Here is a 24,225-nt window from a genome sequence, read left to right as displayed (position 1 = left end):
CGAAAAAGCCAGGAGGCAGGAAGAAAGACAGCTGCCAGCTCTCGGCTTGCTCCTAAGCCTGAAGGAACCGGTGAATGATTTACAATCTCATTGCACCCGATATCTATGGTAATAGAAAAATCTATATGAGGACGCTACAATAGTATCAAGGAAATTATGAATTTGAGCCATCCTTCATCTTGGTACGAATCGTCTGCTGCGCTCCCAGCATGGAACATACCGCTCTTGTTGCTTGATCGAGAGTAAGGGCAATCCATGCTCCGTATAATCCCAGACCAAGTTCATAAACCAGAAAGAAGGTAAGGATCGGCCGCACCACCGCGATACTGATGAGAGAATAGAGGGCCACAAAACTGGTATGCCCCAAGCCACGGAGCAGCCCTGCATGGACCATAGCCCATGCCTCCGGAATGTTGACAGCAGCCACAAAGATCATGATCTCACAGCCAAGAGCCAGGTCATTGCCCTCCAAGTGGTAGAATCGAAGCAAGGGCGACCGGAGCAGCAAATAGATCAGCGTGGCCGCCCCCCCAGTCCACAGCGCCGCCCGGCGGGACACGGCCCCGATCCGTTTCAGATTGCACGTTCTTCCAGTTCCCAACGCCTGGCCGGCCTGGACCAGGCTGGCCTTCCCAAGCCCCTGGGAGAAGCTATAGTAAATGTCGCACAGGCTCCCACAGATGTTGTGGACGCTTAGCGCCGCTGCGCCCAGATCTGCTACCAGGCGAGAAAATGTGAACATCCCAAACCGTTCCGCCGCCTGCTCCAGGAATGTGCCCGCGGCAAGGGGAGCCAGGGAGCGGAGGTATTCCCGTTCCGGCAGCCAGGCCCCTCTGCCCCGCAGAGTGGCCGGATGCCGCCGCCGTAAGAAAAGCGCCAGCGTATAGACCAGCGTGGCACCAGCACCGATAGCAGTTCCCAGCCCGGCGCCGAAAACTCCCAATTGAGGGAATGGCCCCAGGCCGTAAATCAGCAGCGCATTGAAGACGACATTGACTCCGTTGCCCAGCACATTGGACACAAGCACGCTTTTGGTATCGCCAAGCCCCGCCAAGATGCCGTGAAGGACAATAGCCGGCCCGGAGAATGCCAGACTCACCAGGGCGGGAAAGGCATACCGCAACCCCAAGTTGATATAGTCATCTTGTGCACCGGCCAGTCGTAGAAGCGGGCCGGCTCCAATCCAGGTCCCGACCAGGAGCAGTATCGAGAGACCGCACCCCAGCATGAGCGAAGCGCGGGAACAGGAGGTCAGGGACTCATCCGGACGCTCGCCGCGCCGGCGGGCAACATAGGCGCTCAGTGCAACAGAGTAGGAGCGGGTTACGCAGAGGATCACCATACGGGGTTGGGAAAAAATACTGACCGCCGCCACCGCTGTGTTTCCCAGAGAGGAAACCATCAGCAGGTCGGCGGCGGTGAGCAGCATCAGCAACAGGCCCTCTGCCGCAGCGGGCCAGGCCAGTCGCCAAAATTCCTTACGGATGGCCATATGCGATCAGCGGATCTCCCGCCCGGACGCCCAGAGCGATTGTGTAGTAAAGGACAATGCCGTCAAACTCGGCCCGAACCTCTTGTAAGCGGCAACCGGACAGCGCCTCCAGGTGTCCGAGCAGTTCTCCCCTTCGGACCTGTTGGTCCAAACTTACTGCCGGATACCAAAATCCCTCCGACTCAGCTTCCGCATAGAAGGTTTCCGTGATCTCCAGCTGCTCCCGCGGCGGGTTCCCTCCGGGCATAATCTCCAGATGGCGCAGCAGGGAGCGGACATCCTCACAGCAGGCGTCCACCTCCTGTTCAGACCACAGCCCCTGACCGCCCCGCTCAATCAGCAGGGCGGGAACGCCCCTCTGCACCGCCCAGCTGTAAAGCCCGTTCTTCGCAGTGGAACGGACCCGGTAGGGTACAGTCAGGACCTTGGCGGCGGCCAGGGCGACTTGGTTGACCATTTCCTCCCCCACTGTGGGGAAGAACACCAATGGATGAAGCGCCTCATTGCAGTCTCCGCTGTGGAGATCAGCCAGCAGATCGGCTTCCGGGTACAAAGCCGTCTCCAGAGCAAAGGCCAACCGAGCGGAAAGGCTGCCCGCAGAATCGCCGGGGAAAGCTCGGTTCAAATTGACGCCGTCCTCCGGCACCACCTGTTTGGCTCCGGCATAGAAGGCACTGGGATTTGCCAGCGGCAGGAGGATGACGTTCCCCGACAGTCTCGCCGGGTTCAGTTCTCCAGCCAGGCGGCGCAATGCCTGGAGCCCCACATATTCGCATCCATGGACCCCGCCTGTGACGATCAGTGTTCTGCCCCGTGAGGCGCCGCACAGGCAGATTGCATTCAGAGGCGGCGCATCCGGTACCGGGAGCGGTACGTTTTTCCGCTCACCCGGCAAAAGTATTGTCCCACAAAAAATCATACGGCCACCTCCGAAGTCTCGGTGTCAAATACCACAATGGACTCCAGCAACCGCCGGGCGTACTCATCCTTGGTCTCGCTGATGCGGCTGACGGGCAGATATTCGGTTACACGGCCCTGATAAAGGAACAGCACATCGTCACAGAGGTAAGTAATAGAGGTCAGGTCGTGGGTGATAAATACATAGGTCAGTCCCAGTTTTTCCTTCAGGTCCTGCAGCAGATCCATCACCTGGACCTGGGTATGCGCATCCAAGGAGGAGATCGCCTCATCAAAGAGGATGACCTCTGGCTTACAGGCCACCGCCCTGGCGATGCACACCCGCTGAAGCTGGCCGCCAGAGAGTTCGTGGGGAAATCTGTCCGCAAAATCAGCAGGAAGTCCCACCAGCTCCAGAAGGGCGGCTGTTTCTTTGTTTCGCTTCAGCCGTCCCCTCTCCCGGCGTTCCCGGACGGTCAGGCCCTCGCCAATGATGTCTTTGACACGGAAGCGGGGATTAGCAGAGGTTGTGTAGTCTTGAAACACCACACTGAGCTTGTTCTGCAGGTTCCTTCGGCCCGCCCGTGAGGCGTAGACCGACACACCGTCCAGAATCGCCTCCCCGCTGTCTGGCTTCAGGAGCCCACACAGCACCCGGCCCATAGTGGATTTTCCGCTGCCGGACTCTCCCAAAATACCGAGGCAAGTCCCTCTTTTTACGTTCAGGGACACATCAAAGAGCACCTGCTGACGGGTATGTCCGAACACCTTGTCCTGACGCTCACTTCGGAAACTGACGCAGATATTTTTCAGTTCAAGCATAGGCGCGCTCCTTTCCTCCCAGTACCTGGCTGTACCGGCGCATCACATCCGTCCGCTTCTCCACCAGCAGCTTGGTATAGGAATCGGTCGCGTGATGGAGAATATGATGGAAATCCCCTTGATCCACCACAAGCCCCTGATTGAGGACTACGATCCGGTCTGCCACCCGGGAAATAGCGTTCAAGTCATGAGAGATAAAGACCATTGCCGTCTGGTGTTCCTGCTTGATCCGCAGCAATTCGTCCAGAATCTCAAATTGAGTGATGGCGTCAATGGCTGTGGTGGGTTCGTCCGCGATCAGGAGGGACGGCTCCATAGCGGTTGCGATACCAATCATGATCCGTTGAAGCATTCCGCCGGAGAGCTGATGCGGGTACTTCTCCAACACCTCTTCCGGATTACGAATCCGCATTTTCCCCAGCATCTCCAGAGATCGCTGGAGGATATCCTCCTTGCTCCAGTTATTGTGGGCCGCAAAGGTTTCGGCAATCTGGGCTCCGATCCGGTAGAGGGGGTCAAAACAGGTCATCGGGTTTTGGAGAATGATGCCTACCTGGCCGCCCCTCAGACGGCGCAGCTCTTCATCACTTTTCCCCAGCAGTTCTTCTCCCTGGAATTTGGCGCTTCCAAGCACGTGGAATCCATGATCCAAAAGGCCCATCGCCGCTTTCATAGACATGGATTTTCCACTTCCGGACTCCCCAAGGATTCCAAGACACTCTCCAGGATATACCGAGAAGGAAACTCCCTTCACCAACTCCACCCCCTGATGCCGACGTGCGCAGAGCAGGACATGGAGATCTTGTAATTCCAGAACCGGGGTCATTTCTCCACCTCCTTGGGGTCCAGCACGTCCCGCAGGGCGTCACCCATCAGATTAAAGCAGCACACCAGAACCACGATAGCAATACCAGGCGCGATCATCTGGGTGGGATTACTGGTGAGTACATCCTTCGCCTCGTTGAGCATGGCTCCCCATTCCGGGGTGGGGGCCTGCACGCCGAGTCCCAGGAAGGACAGGGTAGAGATATTGATAATGGCCCAGCCCACATCCAGAGAAGCCAGCACCGCAAGATCAGAGGTGATGGATGGCAGAAGGTGGCGGAACAGGATGAACCGCTCCGGCATCCCCACGCACCGGGAGAACTGGACAAAGTTCCGGTCCCGGTACTGCATAACGCCGGTTCGGATCATACGGGCATACCAGGCCCATTTGATGAACACATTGGCAATGATGACATTTTGGACATTGATCCCCAGAAGGCCCACCACGGCGAACACCATGATCTGACTGGGGAAGGAGAGCATCACGTCCACCACCCGCATGATGATTTCTTCCACCACGCCCCGGAAGTAGCCGGCCATAACGCCCAGCAGCGCGCCCAGCGCGATGGTCCCCAGCATGGTCAGAAGGGCAAGTCCCAGTGTTGGACGGATACCATAAATCAGGCGGGAGAGCACACACCGCCCCAGGTGATCAGTCCCCAGCGGATATTCCAGGCTGTACGGCGCGAATTTGTTGAGGATGTCCGTAACATAGGGATCGTGCGGCGCCAGGAGCGGGGCAAGAATGCCGATCAGCGCGATCAGGAGGACAAAAGCCACCGTTACCACAGCGGCACGGTTGTGCAGAAAGCGTTTTCCCATAGCTCAGCTCTCCTTTCTCAGCCTGGGATCGGATACGGTCTGAAGGATGTCGAACACTAGATTAAATACCACGAACAATACACCGATGAACAGCACATAAGTCTGGATGACCGGCAGATCACGATTAAAGATAGAACTGATGCACAGCGTTCCCAGCCCCGGCCAGGAAAACACGTTTTCCACCACGATGGTGCCGGCAATCATCTGAGGGATGCTCATGCCCATGGCGACAATGCAGGTGTGCATGGAATTTTTCAGGATATGCTTGACCAGGATAGACCGCTGAGGCAATCCCCGGACATTGGCATAGAGTACATAATCCTGCTTCATATTCTCCAGCATATTGTTGCGGATGAGCCGGATATAGGTAGAGATGTAGCTGAGCGCCACGGTAAAGGCGGGCAGTATCATATGTTGCCAGGTACCGTTTCCGTTGGTCGGTAGAAGCCCCATTTTGACACTGATCCCCCACATCAGGAGTAACCCGACCCAATAGGCAGGCATGGCAGTGGAGATGAAGACCAAACCCCGCATAATCTTATCGAACCAGCCGTCCTTATACACAGCGCAGAGGAAGCCGATAGGGATGCTCAGCACCAGCACGATCATAAACGAGGCCGCCGCCAACTGCAGTGTGGCTGGCAGGCAGCGGGCCAGTTCTCCGGCTACTGTGCGGGCGGGATTGACATAACTGATACCGAAATCTCCCTGAAGACAGCCCAGGACCCAGTCAAAATACCGCACCAGAAACGGTTTGTTCAGGCCCAGCGCCTCCTCCATCTCCGCAATCGCCTCCTCTGTGATAATGGGCGTCTGCTGAATTCGGAGGACAACCTCCGCCGGATTTGAGGGGATCATATTGATGAATACAAAACAGACAAAGGAAATCGCCAGCAGCAGGGGGATTGCCATCAGCAGCCGGCGGATCACATAGCGCTTCATAGATGCCCCTTTCTTTTTTACATATTTGCAAAATTGTGATTTTCTTCTGTGGAAGCCTCGCAAACGTGTTTCTTGTGTGCTTCACGCCTGGGGAAAGCGTGAGCAAATCCCGCGAGCGAAAGCAATTCAGCATAAGGGCCGCTTCAAAAGAAGCGGCCCCGATGCCATCGACGATTACTCGAAGTACATGCTTGCGAAATCCACATCATACTGGTCGGTGCCGAAGTGGACCCCCTTCAGTTCCGAGGTATAAAGGGCCTTGTTGGTTTCATAGGTCAAGGGGATGTAGACGGCGTCCTCATGGAGCCGGGTCAGAACAAAGTCATATAGTTCCTGACGCTCTGTCTCATCGGTGGAGGTGAGGATATCCGTGATGGCCTGATCGATCTCCGCCTTGTCCTCCAGTCCCTGCTGTGCAGCGTAGTCGCCATACACCGGGGCCCGCATAGCAGCCAGAGAGGACTGGGGATCATAAGGCATACCCCAGCAGATGTTGAACACCATATCGAAATTACCGGCTTTCATGTTATCACGATAAGACTGTTCTTCCTCGCCGTGGATGTTCAGGGAGATGCCCAATTTCAGATACTCGCTCTGAAGATACTCGGAAATGGTCTTCTCAGTAACGCTGTCGCTGTTGTAGAGGAGGTCCAGTTCCAGTTTCTGTCCATTCTTGGCGCGGACCCCGTCGCTTCCCATAACCCAGCCGGCCTCGTCCAGAAGGCGGGCCGCCTCATCGGTGTCGTAAGCATAAGGCTCCAAATCCACGTCACAGTAGGGGACGGTTGGGGAATAAAGGGTATCCGCTGCCGGCTCCAGGCCGTAGAAAATGCCCTCGGAGATGGCCTGCCGGTTTGTGGCGTGCTGGAGCGCCTTTCGCACCGCCACGTCTCCCAAAATATCGTGGGTGGTGTTCAGCACAATATGCCGGGTGGAGGTGGGGTCAGACAGGCTTACGGTGAACCGGTCACTGTCCACATACTGGCTGATGGCATCAGCGTCCAGCATGTTCTTGCCGAAAATCAGGTCGATCTCCTCATTCTCCAGGGCCATAATGCGTGTCTGGTTGTCGGGGATGACCTTGACAGTGATCTTCTGAATTGCGGGCGCCTCACCCCAATAATTCTCATTGCGCTCAAAAACGGCATACTCATCGGTAACAAAGTCTGTGAGCACATAAGGACCTGTCCCGATATAGCCGTTGACGCCGTTCATCGTGCTGCCGTCGATCATGCAGTTAGGGGAAATCATTGCGAACGGGCGGATGCAAGCCAGCTCGGTGAGCATGGGGTAGTACGGCTCGCTCATCTCAATGACAAAAGTATCGCTGTCCGGCGCCGAAACGCTCACCAGCAGGTTCATCATCTCCAGCCAGGTGTGCCGCTCCCGGTTTTCCAGAATCGCGTTGAAGTTGGCCAGAATGGCGTTGGCGTCGCAGGGTGTTCCGTCGGAGAAGGTTACGCCGTCCCGGATATTGAAGGTATATATCCGGCCATCATCGCTGATGGTCCAGTCCTCTGCCAGACAACCCACATAACCATCTTCCGTATTGCTCACCAGGGTATCGTAAAGGATACTCTGGGCGTACATCTCACCGGCGTACAGGTGGGGGTTTAGGTCCCGGATATCCCGATAGTTGACAAATATCAGCTCGTCCCGCGTAGCGGTTTCACTGTCTGCGTCGGACGGGCTTCCGCTTGGATCTGCTTCGCCCCCTTGTCCGCAGCCGGCGAGCGCCGTCAGCAGCAGAGCGCTGCTCAACAGCACAGAAAAAATCCTTCTTTTCATAAATGCCTCCAGTCTTAAATATTGTAGTCTTGTACTACGGTTTGTAATTTTACAGTAGTTAGCCAAGACTTACCAGAGGTCAGTTTTTCATGGAATTCCATAACTATTTGTTATGCCCTTACAGCATTTCCCTGAACCGCTCTATCAGCCAGGATGCCTGCGGCGAGAGCGGGCGCTCCGGGTCCAGCACATAGCCGATTTGAAGAAACGGCTCGCATCCGTTGATGGACAACGGTTTGATATCATATTGCTCATAGGGGCCGTGCATAAAATTCAAGCCCAGACTGCAAACATCCGTGTGGAGCAGAAAATTGATGATCGAGTGGTCACTATCGCTGTATATCACGTGCTTCATAACGCTTTGGTCAATGACTCCCATGCTCACCGTTTCAAGATGATGTTCCATGGAAAAGAAATCCCGTACTCCCCGCATGAATTTCAGATTTGGCAGTTCTGAAAAGTCCACACTCTCCGCATGATACAGTGGGTGCTGAGGTCCTACATAGACGCAGATGCTCTTTTCACTCTGAGGAACAAATTCCAATTTCTTGTGGAAAAGAATGTGTTGGAATGTAGGAGTCTGCTTTTGCGCCACATATACGATCCCGACTTCGGATATCCCCTGGTGGACATGGTTGGTGATCTCCTCCACGGTGCCCTCATGGTGCTCAATATGGATTCCAGGTCCCCAGGTCTTGTAGAAGTCTACTAACAGGCGTGACACCATGTTGCTAGGATATGTGGACAGCCGCAGACCGTCCTGCTCATCCGGCACAGCTAAAGAGGAGATCGTAGCCGTCGCCCTCAGAATCAGCTTCGCATACTCCAGTACGGTCTTCCCATAAACCGTAGGCTGTACGCCCTTCCCGCTCCGGACCAGAAGAGGCCGTCCCAGTTCATGCTCCAATGTACGGATGGTTTTGCTGACGTTTGGCTGTGTGGTATACATGCAAGCCGCAGCTTGTGAAATGCTTCCGCGTTCGCAGGCGGTCACAAAACTCTCCAGTTGTTTCATTTCCATTGCGCGTTCCTCCATGCCATCAGTTTGCGTATGCTAACCACAATATACTATATCAGGCGCTTACGGACAAGTAATATATTCTCATTCAGGATGATATAAACTTGAAAATAGCCGAAATGTCAGGTACAGTTTATTCTGGTGAATTGTAGGCTGAGTTCCTCCTGAATGGCTGATTGTCAATATGGCCAGGCAGCAGACCTGGCAGGCGGTAAGCGGCCAGAGGCCGCCGGCATCATGCCGGCGGCCTCTGGCCTTTCTGCAACCTTCCAGAACGACGCCTAAAAAACCGATTATTCCAGCCGCCAGCCCTCAGCCTGCTCCCGGACCTGAACAAACCGGCGGTAGAGGCCGTCCTGAGCCATCAGCGCATCGTGAGTCCCCTGCTGAACGATCCGTCCCTGGTCCACCACCACGATCTGATCCGCGTCCCGGACGGTGGAGAGCCGGTGGGCGATGGAAATAAGCGTTTTGCCCGCCGTCAGCTCCCGGATGGCGGCCAAAAGCAGATGCTCGTTCTCCGGGTCCACACTGGAAGTCGCCTCATCCAGAATCACGATGGGGGCGTCCTTCAGAATGGCGCGGGCAATGGAGACCCGCTGCTTCTCGCCGCCGGAGAGGGTGGAGCCGCCCTCTCCCACCATCGTATGATAGCCGTCGGGCAGCGCCATGATAAAGTCGTGGCACTGGGCGCGCCTGGCCGCCTCCACCACCTGCTCGTGAGTGGCGTTGGGATTGCCGAATTTGATGTTGTTCTCAATGGAGTCGTGGAAGAGATACACATTTTGGAAGACCATGGAGAGGTTTTTCAGCAGGCTGTCGGCGGTGCAGTCCTTCACATCCGTGCCGCCCACGCAGACACTCCCCTCCTGCACATCCCAAAAACGGGCGATCAGGCTGCATAAGGTGGTCTTTCCAGAGCCGGACGGCCCCACCACGGCGCAGGTAGTCCCCTGGGGGATTTTGAGAGAAACATGGTCGATGACCTTCCGGCCTCCTCCATAGGAGAAGGATACATCCTTCAGCTCAATGTCGAAGCGGCCGGGAGCGAGGGCCTTGTCCGTCCGGTCCAGGGAGGGGATGTTGGTCACCGCCTCCAGCCGGTCCAGCTCGGTGGCGATCTTCTTGTCCAGGAAGGAGCCGTCCCCCATGACCTCCATCTCGGAGTAGAGGATAAAGGACGCCACCAGGAACAAAAAGCAGTAGGTCAGGGAGATGGCCCCCTGCAGATAGAGGAAGGTGGACAGGAACATGAGGGCGCAGCCGGTGAGCTTGAACACCAGAATATAGAGCCGCAGGGCGGGCAGGGCTGCCTTCTCCTGATCCAGCGCCGCCTTCTGCCGCCGGCGGAAGGACTGATACACTGCGCTGTCCTGCCCTACCGTCTGGGAGAAGGAGCGCAGCACCGCGATGCCCCGGATGTACTCCAGCGACTGGGTGACCAGCTCCTCCTGCGCCTCCTGCACCTTTGGGGTGTGCTCCGCCGCGGCTTTCTGCACCATTCCCAGCACATAGAGGCCCACCAGCAGGCCCGCCAGGGACAGCAGGGAGAACCAGGGGCTGAAAAACAGCATCATTACAATGATGATGACCGACATGGACACGCCGCCGGTGATGTCCGTGATAAACAGCATGGAATACTGCTCCAGCTCCACCACCGTGGAGGTGAGGGTGGTCTGGATGGTGCCCAGGCGCTGGTCGGAGAAGTAACCCATGGGGGCGCTTTTCATCTTCTCGCCGATAGCCAGCCGGTAGTCCCGGAAGATGTCGAAGCCCTTGGCGCTCATGGAGATGTCCTCCAGCCACTGGAACAGGAAGCGGCCGAACACGCTGGCGATCAGGATGCCGAGGCCCTGTCCGATCACCTCGGCGGTGAGGCTGTCCAGATGGGAGATCACCACATAGACCGCCATGAGCATCATGGCCATGGAAAAGGTTTTCAGGATGTTGCAGACAATGCCCGCATAGATGTATTTTTTCTGGTCTCCGGCAATATCCAGAATCCGTTTGATGGTATGGAACATTCAGTTGGCCTCCTTTCCGGCAAAAGCCGCCGTGCTTTGATACTGCTCCCACATGGTCCGGTACAGGGGGCAGGTGTTAAGCAGCTCCTCCTGCCGGCCGCAGGCTGCAAGGCGCCCCTGGTCGATCACCAGAATTTGATCCGCGTTCTGGATGGTGTTCAGCCGGTGGGCCACCACGATCAGGGTCTTGCCCCGCACCAGACGGGAGATGGCCTGTTGGATCTGCGCCTCGCTCTCGGGGTCAGCGAAGGCGGTCGCCTCGTCCAAGATGATGACGGACGCCTTTTTGAGCATGGCCCGGGCGATGGTGATGCGTTGGCGCTCTCCGCCGGAGAGCCGGTCCCCGGCGTCTCCGGCCAAGGTATCGTACCCCTGCTCCAGATTCATGATAAAGTCATGGCAGTTGGCGGCCCTGGCCGCGGCTTCCACCTCCGCGTCAGTGGCGCCGGGGTCGCCCATGCGGATATTCTCCCGGATGGACCTGTCAAAGAGGAAGTTGTCCTGGGCCACATAGCTGATCTCCCCCATGAGCTGGTCAAAGGGAATATTTTGGATGTCCTGCCCGCCAAAGGAGACCGTCCCGCCTGTGGCGTCCCAGAAGCCGGCCATCAGCTTGGCAATGGTGGATTTTCCGGAGCCGGAGGGCCCCACAATGGCGGTGATCTGCCCGGTGCGGGCGGTAAAGCTCACATCGTGGAGGACCTCCTTCTTCCCATCATAGGAGAAGCACACCCGGTCAAAACGGAAGGAACGCTCTCCCAGCTTCACCGGCTTTTCAGGCCGGCGCTGCTCCGGCGTGGCGAGAAAGTCCTGAATGGGGTCCAGGTTGGGAGCCATGTAGGAGAGCTGGCCCAGGGCAAAGCCGAATTTGATGAGCCCGGCCATAAAGCCGAAGGGGATGATGATGCAGGCCAGGAACAGAGGCAGTTCCAGCGTGCCCCGCATATAGAGCCACGCCCCCACGGGCAGCGTGCCCAGCAGGGTAGACGGCAGCACCGCCTTGAAGCCCGCCATCCAAAACCAGCTCTGCCGCCACCAGGCCAGGGTGCTGTCGTGGAAAAAGTTGACCGACCGGGAGAACTCCCCGAAGCTCTTGCTCCCCTGCCCAAATGCCTTGATGACTTGGATGCCGCCCACATACTCCACCAGGGCGGCGTTCATCTCGTTGCCCGAGCGCAGGTAGACGGCCATCTTCTCCTTGTACCCCCGCATCATGCACACAGCGAACACCAGGCTCAGGGGGACGGTAATGAAGGCGGCCAGCCCCATCCGCCAGTCCAGAACGAACACCAGGATGATGCTGAAAACCGGCCCGGCCAGGTTGGAGGGCAGCTCCGGCACCATGTGGGCGATGATGTCCTCCAGCCGCCCCACATTGTCTACCATCAAAGTCTTGAAGGTGCCGGAGGGGGTCTCCAGCATGACGCCCATGGGGACTTTCGCCATTTTATCCGCCAGAGCGCACCGGATGTTCTTCAGGATGGTGAAGGAAACTGTATGGCTGCGCATGGAGGACAGGCCGGTAAGCCACGCCCGCAGGCACATGCACACGGCCGCCGTCACCGCCATGACCGCCGCCCGTTCCACCGTGGCAGTGCCCTCATAGAGCTCCTTCGCCAGCAGGGTCACCACAAAATAGGGGGCCATGCCGAACATCTCTCCGATAAAGGCCAGGATCACCGAGCCAGTCATTTTTCCCCTGGCCTCTCCAGAGAAGGAAAAGAGGACTTTCAGGGGATTTTCCCGTTTTGTTTTCATTCTGCACTTCCTTTCCGCCGTATTCCGATACGGCTCATGCTTTTCTGATATGGATTCGGGCCTGACCGCATTTCCAAAGCGGGCTCCCAAGCCATGCGCCGATGGCGGCTCCCACGATGATGGCCGCCAGCATCAGGACCAGCATTCCCGGCGTGGCAAGCCCCTCCACCGCCGCGGCATAGGCTGGGGACATCTCTTCTGCGGCGCTGGCTGCCGTCCGGGCCGGGTCGATCCAAATGTAGAGTGGACTCCCGCTGGAGCTGAAGGCCAGCGGGAGAAAGCTCCAGCGGGCGGCCCGCAGGCTCTCATACCCGCTCAGCCGCCGCACCAGTTCCGCCAGCACCGCTCCGGCCGCCAGCGTCACCGCCATCCAGCCGGACAGCTCACCCGCCGCCAGGAACAGCAGAAGCACCACTAAGTTCATGAGTACCGGTACCCCAAACCGGGGCGTTCGGGCCGCCAGATACAGATACAGCCACCCCGATGCGGCGGCGGTGATGGCCGGGAGAAAGACCCAGAACAAGGGCGAAAATGACCCACACATCATCACCAGCACCGTGATCAGGAAATAGAGCAGGGACCCGCCGAGCACGGCAGCAAGGCTCCTGGCCGTCCATACACGCTTCATTTACATACGCACCTCCTGTTGTGGATTTTAGTTAGTTTTCGCTAACTCAAATGCAGAAAAAAGGGGCTGTTCAAAGCCCCAGGATGGCCCGCCAGCCGGGAATGAAGAACTGGTGTATCGTATCCAGGTAGTGCAGGGCCTCCTCCTTGGTGAAGTCATGGACTACCACTTCAAAGAGGGCGTTGGTATAGGCGGTCATAAGCAGATGGAGCTCTTTGGGGTCCACTTCTTTTACCGGGACGCCATGCTTCTTCGCTTCCTCCATGTAGGCCAGCGTCTCCTGCTGCTCCATAACCACAATATCGTGGAGAAACCAGGCGTACTTGGTCCCGGCGGAACAGCAAAGCAGCAGCTTGAACTCGTTGAAATGGGAATAGATCTGTTCCACCACCAGGCCCAAATCATTGCCTGAATTCCACATGGCATCCAGGTCGCCCTGCTCCAGAAAGTCATAGTCCACCTGCCGCGTCCGCTCACACCACTTCTGAAGTTCAGAAAGCACCGGCTCCACCAGGGCAGCGAACATGGCCTCCTTGTCTACAAAGTGACGGTACAGTCCGGCGGCGGTGATGCCCGCCTCCTCCGCGATCTCCCGCATGGTGGCCTTTTCAAAGCCTTTTTCCAGAAAGATCTTCATGGCGGCCGGTATGATCCGTTCATGGGTTTCTGTCTTGTCCTTCGGCATACTTGCCTCCTTTCTTTGTTATCGTTGTTCGCTAACGATGTTTACAATATAGCACGCAGTGTTCAGCCTGTCAAGCCTCTTGCTCTCATCACCATACGCAGACAGATAGACACGATGAAAAACCGCAGGCACCCATTTAGGGCAACTGCGGTTTTTAAGAAGAAATACTATTACAGCAATCCATCATCAATCAGAAGGACCTGTTTCCACATCAAATTTCCCCCTCGTCCTCTATTGACCTTGCATTTGAAGGTCTCCTCTGATACAGGTTGGCCAATTTCTGAAAACTGTCCTCGCTGATTACATGCTCTATTCGGCAAACTTCCTGTTCTGCTATTTCTGGCTCCACGCCAGCCTCCATCAGCAGGAGGGTGAAGAAGCAGTGCTTTTCATAGGTCTGCTCTGCCACTCCACGGCCTATATCGGTCAAGCGGAGAAAGAGGTCCTCATCCGTGGTGAGAAAACCACCCCTTTTCAAGATAGCCACCGCATGGCACACGCTGGGCTTGGAGACTCCCATATGCCGGGCCACATCCACAGAGCGCACCATACCTTTTTCTTTTTGGAGCACCAATACAGCCTCCAAATAGTCCTCTCCAGACGCTGTGGCAGATCTTTTTTTCTCCATGTAGTCCTCCTTGAAAATGCTATGCAAGCGTAACGACATCATCGCAGCAACGGTGCATCAGTTCCCTGTCATGGGTAATCACAAGAATTGTTTTTCCGGCTTCCGCTTCTGTACGGAACACATCTGCGACAATCCCCATATTGCCGCCATCAAGCCCGCTGGTTGGCTCATCGAAGATAAGAATACCACGATCCGACAAAATGCCGCAGGCGATGGAGAGCCGCTGTTTCTGCCCGCCGGAAAGAGCGGCTGGGTGTGTGTCCTTGTACGCATACAAGCCCAGCTTTTTCAGCAATGTTCTGGCCCGCTCCAGCCGTTCCGGAGCGTAGTCTGAATAAAGCAGCAGTTCTTCCGTGACGCTGTTTGTAAAAAATTGCGTGCCCGTATCGTTGGAGCTGTACCATACGGCTCTGCGGCGCTTTCCTGCCGCAAGGCGTTTCCCCTCGATTTGGATTTCTCCAGAGCTCTGTTTCCAAAGTCCCGTCAGCACCATGGCCAAGCTGGTCTTCCCTGCGCCATTTTTCCCAGTCAAAGCAGTGATTTGTCCGCTGTACAGTGAAAAATTCAGCTCTGAAAAAATCCAGTTTTTCTTCCGCCTGCAGGACAGGCGGAGCGCCGAGAGCATAGGATTCTGCTCCGGTTTTACAGGTACAGGCGGTGTCCACTTTCCTTCGGTGATCTCCCGCAACCCATAGGTTTGGCGTTCTTCCCAGGTAAGCGCCTGCATCTGCGCCGCAGTCTTTTCCCACTGGATCGCACCATCGGAAATGTAGATATATCGGTCGGTAATCCCCTGAAGCCAAGCCAGACGATGTTCAGCAATCACGAGCGTATTGCCCTCCGTCTTCAACTTCCTCAGGATTTCCGCAAGCTGTGTAGTCCCCTCATTGTCTAAATTTGCCGTTGGCTCGTCACAGACATAGATTCGGGGCTGCAGTGCGTAAACGGAAGCGATGGCCGCCCGCTGCTTCTCCCCGCTGGACAGAATATCCAGTGGCCGCTCCCGCAGCCGTTCCAGTCCAAGCGCAACAATGGCTTCATCGGTGCGCCGCCGTATTTCTTCCGTGGACATACCGCAGTTCTCGCAGGCAAAGGCAACCTCTCCCGCCAGTTCTGAGGAGAAAAACTGGCTTTTCGGGTCCTGAAACACACTTCCTATTTCCTGCCCTATGCGCCAGCTTGGCATTGTGGTGAGCTCTGTTTCATCCAGCCGGAGGCTTCCGGTTAGCTTCCCCGGATAATAGGCGGGAGCAAGGCCGTTGATCAGTCTGGTCAGCGTTGTCTTTCCTCCACCGGAGGGACCGGTCAATACAACACATTCCCCGTCGCGGATGGTGAGGTCTATATTCCTTACCCCCTCCTCGCAGCCCGCATATTGAAAGGTCACATTCCCCAGACTTATCATATGCGAACACCCCCTACAGCGAGAAACACGGCGGTTGCGGCCGTCCAAACGCCAAACCAAATATAGTCGGGCGCTCCGAGTCTTTTCCCATAATAACTGCCCCGCTTGCCCGGATACTCCGCGCCCCTGGCCACGGCAGAAACCGCCAACTGGTCGGCAATCTGCAGGCATCGCAAAAGTAGGGGGACAAGCACATACTCACAGGATACCGCCGGATGGCGTACAAGCTGCGCCGGAGCCGTCAGCCCACGGTTGCGCATGGAGCGCCCCACGCTTTTTACTTCACTCCTCATGGTAGGAAAAAAACGGAATACGACTAAGAGTCCAAGGATCACAGGCGTGGGCATATGAATGCGGGAGAAAAACGCCGCGAGCTCACCGGGGGGCGTGGTAATGAGATCCCAGGCCGCAAGGAAAACCGGAGACAGGTTCCAGAGCATCAGCACATAGAATTCCGAGAAGATCGCCATATGGAATCCGTGGAAACGAATCAGATACAAGAGAACTGCCAACAGGAGATAAAACACCCCGAAGGAACGCAGAAGTCGCCAATTTCGCTGAAACCCCAGGTATGTAAAACCGAGCAGGGTCAAGGTACAGGTCAGTACAGCGTTGGAGGTCAGAGATACTCCAACCATCACACAGAGCAACGCCCATAATTTTGTCGGGACGGCAAGGTGGCTGCGCCGCATCAGAGTACGCCCGCCTTTTTGAAGTGCTTCTGAATCAATTTGCCGCCAATCATACTGCCGAGGAAGCCGCAGATAACCGTGAAGAGAATGATCGCCGCAAGCCATCCCGCTGAGGTGTAATAGCGGACAAAGGAATCAATGTAACTTTGCTCCATGCCGCTGGAGAGGGCGAAGGCTTCATAAGTGTCCCAGAAGAACCAGATGGGCAGAAGATTGACTCCATTGTACAGAAGGCTTGAGATCGTCCATGCAGCCGTCATTTTCCCCTTCGACTCCCAGCCGTTTTTCCAAAGGATCGCCTCGCAGATGAGGCCGACGACGATGTAATAGGGCAGCAGATACCAGTTGCCCATGATTAGGAATACGCAGCCTAGGATCGTCATGTAGATCAAGGAAACAAAACGCTTATGGATCCGGCTGACCATCAGGAAATAAACCGGTGCGCAGAGCAGCATTGTGAAGCCCACCGACAGTACCATGCTGACGAAATCATTTACCATGCAGACCATGTTGACGACCATCTGGATGACAATGAGCAGTACGGTCAGCAGCACCGTTGTGATTACATCCTTGACCGTCCATTTATTTGCCTGTTTCATTTTGAAGGCCCTCCTTTTTCTCGTTATAAAAGCAGAAATTGCATACCTTATCTCCTCCGCCGATGGTCTGGTCCCTGCCCCATCGAACACCGGGGATGTTCCCATACATTACATCATCACTTTCGCAGAAAATGGGCGCCAGCTCCGGCACACTGTATCGGCGAAACACATCGACATACAGGCAGGAGCGGCAGTCCCATTCGATTGCATACGCATCATTCCGTTTCCACTCAAATACCCATCCTTTCGGGCCAAAGCTGTGTTTCGTGGAAATAGAGCACATGATACGGAAAATTGAGAAAAAGAAAGGCAGTCTTCCCATCCCCTGAAAAATATTTGCCATGGGTTTGGCAGTTTTCAATACCGCAGCACGAATTGCCATGAGGGAGGCAGATTGGGTATATCCATATTCTTGCAGACAGCGGTGGAATGCAACGGCCGGAAGAATGGAAGTCCTGAGATGTCCGGCCAGCATTGGATCAGACAGATCGTTTTCTCCTAACAGCCTCCCATACTCTATAGCAATCGCCCTCCTCAGTTCTGGAGAAGGAAGCATCGCATACGCTGAGGCCAGTTTGCTTTTCTTCAGCAACTTTTCTATACTTTTGTCATCCATACAGTTTCCTCCATCCGCCAGCCAAATGCCTAATCCGTATTTTTTGTATGCTCTGCTGGTCGCTTTGTCCCTGCATCAGAACTGTGATTGGGTTCGTATTTCGGCTGCGGGAGATAATATGGGTATTCATAACAACTCCTCTCCAAAGGTTAGTTATCTCTAACTTTTCTATAAAAAGTTAAGGCTCATTTGAGCCTTAACAGGCCGCTCCAGCCACAGTTAAAAAAGACTGCCAGTTCATTGACATACCCTATTGCCTGTTCCCGACTCATGTCGTGGACGACTGTTTCAAAAACAGCCGTAAAATAGGCACTGGTAATCATGTGATGCAGATCGTGATTGACTACGCCTTCCGCCTTGCCGAGTCGCCGGAGCTGCTGATAATACTCTTCCGTCTGGGACACTTCAAGTTCCACAAGCTCATGGACATAGTTGCTGTACCGAGTCCCTTCAGAACAACAGAGCACCAGTTTGAATGCATCGAAATTGTCATAAATGTAATTGATAAAATAATTCAGATAATTGGTCGACAGTTCCTGGCTCTGCACTGTTTTTTCCTCTGTAATCAGATCATAATGCGCCCGCTGGGCCGCCTTGAACTGTTCCATCAGCGTATCTGCGGCCTCGGACACCAACGCATCAAAGAGAGCCGCCTTGTCTGGATAGTACCCATAAAATGCACCTTGGGTAAAACCGGCCGCCTTGACAATTCCACGAAGAGAGGCATCTTTGAAGCCTTTCGCTAAAAATTCTTCTTTTCCTACTTCAAGGATTTTGCGTTGTGTTTCTGTGTACTTAGTCATATTGAAACCAACTCTTTTCAATATATCGCCGCTATATATCATTGATATATTATCATAAAGTATGTAGTTTGTCAATGCGGCTCTGTAGATGCTTTGGGCTATGGCGGCTCGTCTTACCAAGTAAAGCCATATGTCCTTCACTTAATAAAATTGCCCTGCCTTGGCAGGACAATTTTATTTCTACAGATATTTTTATTCTTATAGCCGCCAGATGCCAGCCCGGCTCTGCTCTGCCCATAGATTCGCATAAATTCTGCCCGCGGCCAGAAGCTGCTCATGAGTTCCCGACTCGGCCACCCGGCCATCCTCCAGCACAAGGATGTTGTCCGCGCTCATAATGGACTGAAGCCGGTGGGCGATGACGATGACCGTCTTTTCCGCTACCAGGGCGGAGATCGCCTGCTGGATCAGCACCTCATTCTCAGGGTCAAGGGATGCGGTTGCCTCGTCCAACAGGACGATGGGCGCGTCCTTCAAAAGCGCCCTTGCAATCGAAATGCGCTGCTTCTCACCGCCGGAGAGTGTAGAGCCGCCCTCTCCCACGACGGTCTGATAGCCGTCGGGCAGGGCCATGATGAAGTCGTGGCAGGCCGCCGCTTTTGCCGCCTTGATGATCTCCTCCATGGTGGCATCCGGCTTTCCCATGCGGATGTTGGCCTCTATTGAATCGTGAAAGAGGTACACATCCTGAAAGACCACGCTGATCCGTCCCAGTATCTCGTCCGTTCTCATATCCCGCACATCCACACCGCCCAGCCGCACAGCGCCCCCCGTCACATCCCAGAATCGGGCGGCCAGCCGGGTAACGGTGGACTTGCCGGAGCCGGAGGGCCCCACCAGGGCAGTGACGCTCCGGGCCGGGAACTGGAGGGAAATGTCATGGAGCACTTCTTTTTCCCCGTAGGCAAATGAGACATGCTCGAAGGTAATATCCGTCCCCTGTGGGGTCTGGCTGACCTCCGGCTCCGGCAGAGGCCTCTCCTGGAACAGCGCCTGGATGCGCTCCCCGCTGCGGCGGGTGCGGGAGAAGTCCGCAATAAAGGTGAACAGGGTCAGCACCGGCTCATAGATAGTGAGTGTCAGGATCAAAAACGCCAGGTAATAGAAGGGCTCCAACTCCCTGCGGGTCAGCAGAAACACCCCCGTCAGCATCACGAGGCCGATGCCGCAGCTGAGGACAAACCGCCCCAGCATACTCACCGGAGCCGCCGCCCCTGTCTCCATGTGGATGGCTGCACTGCGCTCCCGCTCAAAGGAACGCTTCAGGCTCTGGAACTGGGCGCCCGCCATATGGAAGGCCCGCAGGGTCTGGATGCCGCTGACATATTCCAGGATTCCGGACGCCACTTCCCGCTGGGCATTTTGCAGGTCCGCGCTGATTCGTCCCATCCGGCGCAGGCTCAGGAACGCGAACGGGAGCGCCAGCGGGATGACCAGAAAGACGGCCAGCGTCATCCGCCAGTCAAACACCGCCAACAGCACAGCGGCCAGAACGAAGCGGATCAGGATGACCGCCACCTGGGGGAGCATCTGCTGGGACAGGTCTCCCACCGTCTGGTAGTCCCGCAGCAGGACAGTGGACAAGTCCCCCGCATCGCGGGCGGAATAAAAGCCCATGGAAAGCTGCCGCAGGTGTTCGCCCAGGGTGATCTGGGAATCCCTGATGATGCCGGCATAGCCGGTGCTGGCGTCGATGTAGGTTTTCTGCCGGATAAAGAAGTAGGCGATCAACTGGACCAGGAAACCTCCCACCAAAAGCCAGAGGGCGGTTGTCGGAAGAGCCGTCCCCGGCTGGGCCAGGGGGGCCAGCAGATAGTAGACCGCCCCCAGCATCAGGCCGTAGGGAATGGACATCACAATACTATCAAGCAGACACCAGAGCATGAGCCGCAGATATTTATACGGCTGGCCCAGGGTCATCATCTGAAACCATTCTTTGATTTTCATGCCCGCACCACTCCTTTCCCGATACTCCAGCGGTCCCGCCGCTGATTGGCCTCCACCAGCTTTTGATAGGTCGTACAGGAATCCAACAGTTTTTCGTGGGTGCCGGCGCCCACCAGCCGCCCCCGCTCCATGACCAGGAGCTGATCCGCCCGCTCCACAGTTTTCAGCCGGTGCGCAATCATCAGCACGGTCTTGTTCCGCGCCAGCTTTGCAAAGGCGGCCTGGATCTTGGCCTCGTTCTCGGCGTCGGCGTAGGCGGTTGCCTCGTCCAGAATGACGATGGGCGCGTCCTTCAGAAAGACCCGGGCGATGGCAAGGCGCTGTTTCTCTCCGCCGGAGAGGTAGGCGTTGTCCCGGCCCACCACAGTCTGATAGCCTTTGGGAAGCGCCTGGATCACCTCGTGGATGCCTGCGTTCTTTGCCGCCTGTTCTACCTCCGCCGTGGTGGCTGCGGTGTTGCCCATACGGATATTGTTCTCAATGGTGTCGGTGAACAGCACGGAGTCCTGAAACACATAGGCCACCAGGTCGGCCAGCCGGTCCGGTGGGATGTCCCGGATGTCCACCCCGCCGATTCGGATGCTTCCCGCCTGGGGCTCATAAAAGCGCAGAAGAAGCTGGGCGAGAGTGGACTTCCCGCCGCCGGAGGGGCCGACCAACCCTGTCACCGTTCCTTGGGGGAGACGGAAAGAGACATGATCCACCGCCGGGATGCCTTTGGTATAGGCAAACTCCACATTGGAAAATTCCACATCGAAGGCAGTTGGATTTCCGGCTCCCTCCTGATCCGGCTCCGGCTGACGGAGGATGTTGTCCATGCGGCGGACGCCCTCCAGGATGCGGCTGGAGAGGATCACCATCTGCATCATGTTTTCCAGCGGCTCCTTCAATCCGCCGCCCACCAGAAAGAACAGCAGAATGACGGGCAGGAAATCCAGATAGCTGTCTGCCGTGGGGATGAGCAGCAGGGCCGCCGGAAGCAGGAACAAAAGCTGCGCTCCAAAAAAGGCGTAATAGGCGCCCATGGGCCTGGCGTTGGCCCGTGCCGTCCGCTCCACCACATCGGTGAAGTGATTCAGGTCGCCCTCGTACCGGCGGAAGGCGCTGAGGGTCCGGTTGAACACCTTCACCACACTCATGCCGTGGATGTACTCCACCACGGTGCCCTGCATCCGCTCCTGGGCTTCGTGAAGTTCTACCTGAAGAGCCGCCTTGTCCTGCTGTCTGAGACAGGAGGACAGCATCCAGAGGGAGATGCAGATGGGCAGCAGCGTCACCAGCGCCAGTCTCCAGTCCATGAAAAACAGGTACAGCAGGGTGAACACCGGCGTGGCTATCGCCGCAGCGATCTCGCACAGATGGTGGGCCAGAAACGCCTCAATCTGGTCGGAATCATCAGAGACAATCTTTTTGATGGCCCCCTGGGTGGTGCCGGTAAAGTAGCCGGAGGAGATACGGGAGAGCTTTTCCATCAACTGGAGGCGCAGTTCATAAATGATCTCATAGGCCGCCGTATGGGAGATCGCTGAGGAAGCGTAAGCGCAGACGCCATAGACCAGCGCCGCGCCGAAGGTAATGGCACAGAGGGCAAGAATTTTCCCCTGGTCTGCCTCCGCCGGGGCCGTGTAATGGGCCAGCAGCTCCACCACCACGCCGTAGATGGTGAAAAACGGCACAATCCGCGCCGCGGAGGAGAGGACAGACAAAAGGCAGGCCAGCGTCAGCTTGTTTTTCCGCGCACCGGCCAGCTCAAACAGGCGGGCAAGGCCCTGTTTTTCTTTTTTCGTTTTTTCTTTCATATTGGTCGCTCCTTGATTAGCAATAACTAACTTCCGCTGAAAAAGAAAGACGCGCTCAGGCGTCCTCCTTGAAAATCAAAGAAAACAGCAGTTCGTAGATCCGCTCCAGCGTGCGGTCCAGGGCGTCGGTATGCAGGGACTCCCGGTTGACCTTAGCCATAGCCATGATTTTGATGAGATTGGCTGCTACATGGAGGTCCACATCCTGCCGCACTCCCTCCATGTGATCCAGCAGGCCGTGCAGGATTTGGGCCTCCCGCTGGTCATAGTCGGCATCATCCGGGGTCACGCATTCCGGTGAGGATGCACGGCGGAGTTTTTCCATATCCTCCACAGTTAGGTACTGGTAGATGCTGTTTTGACTGAACACAATCAGTTTCAGATACTCTTTTCCCTCGGCGGCGGTCATCTTCTCCCGGCCGTTCAGAAGGTTTTCAAAATGCTGCTTCACCCGGTCCCTCTGGTACTCCATGATGCCGGTGACAAATTCCTCCTTGGAGGAAAAGAAGTTGTAAAAGGTGCTCTTGCCCAGCCCGGCGGCTTGGGTGATCTTCTCCACCGAGGCGTGGGTCATGCCATACTGCTTGATAAGCTCGAAGCCCGCGTCCAGCATTTTGACACGCAGCTCCTCCCTATCGGTGATACTGAAAATTTTAGGTGACATTGTGCCCCTCCTTTGCGACCATTATTTTATATTTGGTCACAAAGCAAGAATAGCAGACATGGATGCAGTTGTCAACAGAATAGAGAATATTTTTTACAAAACGGTCTTTATTTTATAAGTCTCACGCCTGATATACATAAAAAAACCGCAGCCATCTGAGACAGCCGCGGTTTTATAAATCAGCCGTTATTGTAACAACCGGTTATTCCAATTCAGGATCAGGTCCAGGATATATTGAGGATTTCCCATATTGCAGTGGGCTTGGCCGTGGATGGCTGCTCCGGGCACTGCGAACTCCAGTGTGCGAGCGCTTTTCAGCAGGTCAATTTCTTCTTTATAGAGATCAAAGCCAACCATCAGATCTTCTCTGGCGCTAATGAGCAATACATCCTGCGTAATCTGGTCGGCCACAGGCTCAATGGTAAATGCCTTAGCCCTTTGCAAATACTCGTAGACATCCGCCGTCCCGTAGGCATAGTTCGCGTGCTGGATTGACCAGCGAAAGAGTGGATTTTGCTCGGAGAGCCCTGTATAAAGGGCAAGGACCTTCTCACGCTGTTTTTCAGACAGCAACTGTTCCAGTGTTGTACGGATTTCTGCCGGCTTGTCCGCCATCAGCGCTCCATAGATGCTGGGCAGGACGCACCAGGCAACAACTCTCCGGATACGCGGTTCCATAGCAGCCGCCCGCATGGCGAGTTCGCCGCCCAGGGAGACGCCCACAATGGTGACATCCTCCGCACCGTAAAAGTCCAATACCGCGCCCACCGGCTTCTCCCACTCCGGCGTAAAAGTCAAACCGGACTTCCGCAGTGCAGCCCCCTGTCCGGGGCCCTCAAAGGCCAGAATTTCATAGCCACCCCGGGCCAGATAGAGCAGGAGGTCTGTGAATTCCTCCAGAAGCGAGTCGTTGCCGCCGTGGAACAGGATGGTCCCCCGCTTGTCTCCGGAGGGCGTGATCCGCCAGCATGGGAGTGTGCCGCTTTCATAGGGAACCTCATCCCGGTGAATGGGGCCGCCCTGGGGGCTGAAAAGGTGGGCAAAATTGGCATAGAACAGTTCCTGGGCCCGGTCATAGACATCTCGGCTCTCCGGCGTGTCCGGCACCATAAAAAACTCTGCCATACGGAGGTAACCCGCCGCCGCGGCCCAGTCCTTCCGCCGTTCTGCCTGATAGGATAACTCCTTTAACACTCGCTCCCAGGATGCAAAATCTGTGATCTCCTTTCCCCTGGCCGCCACCTCTGCCAGATCTCCGTGGTTCCACAGGACAACCCGATTGAGTTGAAAGTTATAGAGCGGACTGTTATTGAACTGATAACTGCCGCTGAGGAATTCGTTTGACATGAAAATACCCCTTTCTTGGATCAG

The 24,225-nt window shown here is 55.9% G+C and carries 22 protein-coding genes; all 22 read right to left on the bottom strand.

Going from position 1 to position 24,225, the window contains the following annotated elements; translation table 11 throughout:
- Window positions 1-154: 154 nt before the first annotated feature.
- Window positions 155-1,492 carry an MATE family efflux transporter gene (locus BN1969_RS11040; RefSeq protein ID WP_050624331.1) on the bottom strand — a complete coding sequence of 446 codons (1,338 nt, stop codon included), beginning with the start codon at window positions 1,490-1,492 and terminating at the stop codon, window positions 155-157.
- Window positions 1,479-2,411: a M14 family metallopeptidase gene (locus BN1969_RS11035; protein ID WP_050624330.1), complete on the bottom strand. Its 933-nt coding sequence runs from the start codon at window positions 2,409-2,411 to the stop codon at window positions 1,479-1,481. Before BN1969_RS11035 ends, BN1969_RS11040 begins: the two co-directional genes overlap by 14 nt.
- Entirely contained in the window at window positions 2,408-3,211 is an 804-nt protein-coding gene (locus BN1969_RS11030; protein WP_050624329.1) for an ABC transporter ATP-binding protein, read from the bottom strand. The genes BN1969_RS11035 and BN1969_RS11030 overlap by 4 nt, the downstream gene beginning before the upstream one ends.
- Window positions 3,204-4,037 carry an ABC transporter ATP-binding protein gene (locus tag BN1969_RS11025; protein WP_050624328.1) on the bottom strand — a complete coding sequence of 278 codons (834 nt, stop codon included), beginning with the start codon at window positions 4,035-4,037 and terminating at the stop codon, window positions 3,204-3,206. Before BN1969_RS11025 ends, BN1969_RS11030 begins: the two co-directional genes overlap by 8 nt.
- Entirely contained in the window at window positions 4,034-4,858 is an 825-nt protein-coding gene (gene opp1C, locus BN1969_RS11020) for a nickel/cobalt ABC transporter permease (RefSeq protein WP_050624327.1), read from the bottom strand. The genes BN1969_RS11025 and opp1C overlap by 4 nt, the downstream gene beginning before the upstream one ends.
- 3 nt (window positions 4,859-4,861) lie before the next feature.
- Window positions 4,862-5,800 carry a nickel/cobalt ABC transporter permease gene (gene opp1B / locus BN1969_RS11015; protein ID WP_050624326.1) on the bottom strand — a complete coding sequence of 313 codons (939 nt, stop codon included), beginning with the start codon at window positions 5,798-5,800 and terminating at the stop codon, window positions 4,862-4,864.
- Between the two features lie 174 nt (window positions 5,801-5,974).
- Window positions 5,975-7,588 carry a nickel ABC transporter substrate-binding protein gene (gene nikA, locus BN1969_RS11010; protein WP_050624325.1) on the bottom strand — a complete coding sequence of 538 codons (1,614 nt, stop codon included), beginning with the start codon at window positions 7,586-7,588 and terminating at the stop codon, window positions 5,975-5,977.
- A gap of 118 nt (window positions 7,589-7,706) precedes the next feature.
- Complete coding sequence (locus BN1969_RS11005) at window positions 7,707-8,609, bottom strand: LysR family transcriptional regulator (RefSeq protein ID WP_050624324.1); 903 nt, start codon at window positions 8,607-8,609, stop codon at window positions 7,707-7,709.
- Window positions 8,610-8,899: 290 nt separating this feature from the next.
- Window positions 8,900-10,630: an ABC transporter ATP-binding protein gene (locus BN1969_RS11000; RefSeq protein ID WP_050624323.1), complete on the bottom strand. Its 1,731-nt coding sequence runs from the start codon at window positions 10,628-10,630 to the stop codon at window positions 8,900-8,902.
- Complete coding sequence (locus tag BN1969_RS10995) at window positions 10,631-12,388, bottom strand: ABC transporter ATP-binding protein (protein ID WP_050624322.1); 1,758 nt, start codon at window positions 12,386-12,388, stop codon at window positions 10,631-10,633.
- Window positions 12,389-12,422: 34 nt separating this feature from the next.
- On the bottom strand, window positions 12,423-13,016 hold the full coding sequence (locus tag BN1969_RS10990; RefSeq protein ID WP_050624321.1) for an MptD family putative ECF transporter S component: 594 nt from the start codon (window positions 13,014-13,016) through the stop codon (window positions 12,423-12,425).
- A gap of 70 nt (window positions 13,017-13,086) precedes the next feature.
- Complete coding sequence (locus BN1969_RS10985; protein WP_050624320.1) at window positions 13,087-13,701, bottom strand: TetR/AcrR family transcriptional regulator; 615 nt, start codon at window positions 13,699-13,701, stop codon at window positions 13,087-13,089.
- Between the two features lie 211 nt (window positions 13,702-13,912).
- Entirely contained in the window at window positions 13,913-14,329 is a 417-nt protein-coding gene (locus tag BN1969_RS10980) for a metal-dependent transcriptional regulator (RefSeq protein ID WP_050624319.1), read from the bottom strand.
- A gap of 19 nt (window positions 14,330-14,348) precedes the next feature.
- Window positions 14,349-15,734: an ABC transporter ATP-binding protein gene (locus tag BN1969_RS10975; RefSeq protein WP_050624318.1), complete on the bottom strand. Its 1,386-nt coding sequence runs from the start codon at window positions 15,732-15,734 to the stop codon at window positions 14,349-14,351.
- Window positions 15,731-16,426, bottom strand: coding sequence for an energy-coupling factor transporter transmembrane component T family protein (locus tag BN1969_RS10970; RefSeq protein ID WP_050624317.1), 696 nt, complete (start codon window positions 16,424-16,426; stop codon window positions 15,731-15,733). The genes BN1969_RS10975 and BN1969_RS10970 overlap by 4 nt, the downstream gene beginning before the upstream one ends.
- Window positions 16,426-17,025 carry an MptD family putative ECF transporter S component gene (locus tag BN1969_RS10965; protein ID WP_050624316.1) on the bottom strand — a complete coding sequence of 200 codons (600 nt, stop codon included), beginning with the start codon at window positions 17,023-17,025 and terminating at the stop codon, window positions 16,426-16,428. The genes BN1969_RS10970 and BN1969_RS10965 overlap by 1 nt, the downstream gene beginning before the upstream one ends.
- Entirely contained in the window at window positions 17,009-17,641 is a 633-nt protein-coding gene (locus BN1969_RS10960; protein WP_050624315.1) for an L-2-amino-thiazoline-4-carboxylic acid hydrolase, read from the bottom strand. The genes BN1969_RS10965 and BN1969_RS10960 overlap by 17 nt, the downstream gene beginning before the upstream one ends.
- Window positions 17,642-17,826: 185 nt before the next feature.
- Entirely contained in the window at window positions 17,827-18,444 is a 618-nt protein-coding gene (locus tag BN1969_RS10955) for a TetR/AcrR family transcriptional regulator (protein WP_050625467.1), read from the bottom strand.
- A 198-nt stretch (window positions 18,445-18,642) separates the two neighbouring features.
- Complete coding sequence (locus BN1969_RS10950; RefSeq protein WP_187120345.1) at window positions 18,643-20,391, bottom strand: ABC transporter ATP-binding protein; 1,749 nt, start codon at window positions 20,389-20,391, stop codon at window positions 18,643-18,645.
- Window positions 20,388-22,190, bottom strand: a complete 1,803-nt coding sequence (locus tag BN1969_RS10945) for an ABC transporter ATP-binding protein (protein ID WP_050624314.1) — start codon at window positions 22,188-22,190, stop codon at window positions 20,388-20,390. The genes BN1969_RS10950 and BN1969_RS10945 overlap by 4 nt, the downstream gene beginning before the upstream one ends.
- 55 nt (window positions 22,191-22,245) lie before the next feature.
- Window positions 22,246-22,854 carry a TetR/AcrR family transcriptional regulator gene (locus BN1969_RS10940; protein ID WP_050624313.1) on the bottom strand — a complete coding sequence of 203 codons (609 nt, stop codon included), beginning with the start codon at window positions 22,852-22,854 and terminating at the stop codon, window positions 22,246-22,248.
- Between the two features lie 186 nt (window positions 22,855-23,040).
- Window positions 23,041-24,201, bottom strand: coding sequence for an alpha/beta fold hydrolase (locus tag BN1969_RS10935; RefSeq protein ID WP_050624312.1), 1,161 nt, complete (start codon window positions 24,199-24,201; stop codon window positions 23,041-23,043).
- Window positions 24,202-24,225: the final 24 nt, after the last annotated feature.

The sequence above is a fragment of the Clostridium phoceensis genome, assembly GCF_001244495.1.
GTDB lineage: Bacteria > Bacillota > Clostridia > Oscillospirales > Oscillospiraceae > Lawsonibacter > Lawsonibacter asaccharolyticus.
This window is presented reverse-complemented; position numbering and strand designations above follow the sequence as displayed.

Coding starts and splice junctions, on each gene's coding strand:
- BN1969_RS10950 (WP_187120345.1), bottom strand. CDS start 20,391: ATGAAAATCAAAGAATGGTTTCAGATGATGACCCTGGGCCAGCCGTAT.
- BN1969_RS11040 (WP_050624331.1), bottom strand. CDS start 1,492: ATGGCCATCCGTAAGGAATTTTGGCGACTGGCCTGGCCCGCTGCGGCA.
- BN1969_RS10965 (WP_050624316.1), bottom strand. CDS start 17,025: ATGAAACAGGCAAATAAATGGACGGTCAAGGATGTAATCACAACGGTG.
- BN1969_RS10990 (WP_050624321.1), bottom strand. CDS start 13,016: ATGAAGCGTGTATGGACGGCCAGGAGCCTTGCTGCCGTGCTCGGCGGG.
- BN1969_RS11025 (WP_050624328.1), bottom strand. CDS start 4,037: ATGACCCCGGTTCTGGAATTACAAGATCTCCATGTCCTGCTCTGCGCA.
- BN1969_RS11030 (WP_050624329.1), bottom strand. CDS start 3,211: ATGCTTGAACTGAAAAATATCTGCGTCAGTTTCCGAAGTGAGCGTCAG.
- BN1969_RS10935 (WP_050624312.1), bottom strand. CDS start 24,201: ATGTCAAACGAATTCCTCAGCGGCAGTTATCAGTTCAATAACAGTCCG.
- BN1969_RS10985 (WP_050624320.1), bottom strand. CDS start 13,701: ATGCCGAAGGACAAGACAGAAACCCATGAACGGATCATACCGGCCGCC.
- BN1969_RS10995 (WP_050624322.1), bottom strand. CDS start 12,388: ATGAAAACAAAACGGGAAAATCCCCTGAAAGTCCTCTTTTCCTTCTCT.
- nikA (WP_050624325.1), bottom strand. CDS start 7,588: ATGAAAAGAAGGATTTTTTCTGTGCTGTTGAGCAGCGCTCTGCTGCTG.
- opp1B (WP_050624326.1), bottom strand. CDS start 5,800: ATGAAGCGCTATGTGATCCGCCGGCTGCTGATGGCAATCCCCCTGCTG.
- BN1969_RS10975 (WP_050624318.1), bottom strand. CDS start 15,734: ATGATAAGTCTGGGGAATGTGACCTTTCAATATGCGGGCTGCGAGGAG.
- BN1969_RS10970 (WP_050624317.1), bottom strand. CDS start 16,426: ATGCGGCGCAGCCACCTTGCCGTCCCGACAAAATTATGGGCGTTGCTC.
- BN1969_RS10955 (WP_050625467.1), bottom strand. CDS start 18,444: ATGACTAAGTACACAGAAACACAACGCAAAATCCTTGAAGTAGGAAAA.
- BN1969_RS10960 (WP_050624315.1), bottom strand. CDS start 17,641: ATGGATGACAAAAGTATAGAAAAGTTGCTGAAGAAAAGCAAACTGGCC.
- BN1969_RS10940 (WP_050624313.1), bottom strand. CDS start 22,854: ATGTCACCTAAAATTTTCAGTATCACCGATAGGGAGGAGCTGCGTGTC.
- BN1969_RS10980 (WP_050624319.1), bottom strand. CDS start 14,329: ATGGAGAAAAAAAGATCTGCCACAGCGTCTGGAGAGGACTATTTGGAG.
- BN1969_RS11000 (WP_050624323.1), bottom strand. CDS start 10,630: ATGTTCCATACCATCAAACGGATTCTGGATATTGCCGGAGACCAGAAA.
- BN1969_RS10945 (WP_050624314.1), bottom strand. CDS start 22,190: ATGAAAGAAAAAACGAAAAAAGAAAAACAGGGCCTTGCCCGCCTGTTT.
- BN1969_RS11035 (WP_050624330.1), bottom strand. CDS start 2,411: ATGATTTTTTGTGGGACAATACTTTTGCCGGGTGAGCGGAAAAACGTA.
- BN1969_RS11005 (WP_050624324.1), bottom strand. CDS start 8,609: ATGGAAATGAAACAACTGGAGAGTTTTGTGACCGCCTGCGAACGCGGA.
- opp1C (WP_050624327.1), bottom strand. CDS start 4,858: ATGGGAAAACGCTTTCTGCACAACCGTGCCGCTGTGGTAACGGTGGCT.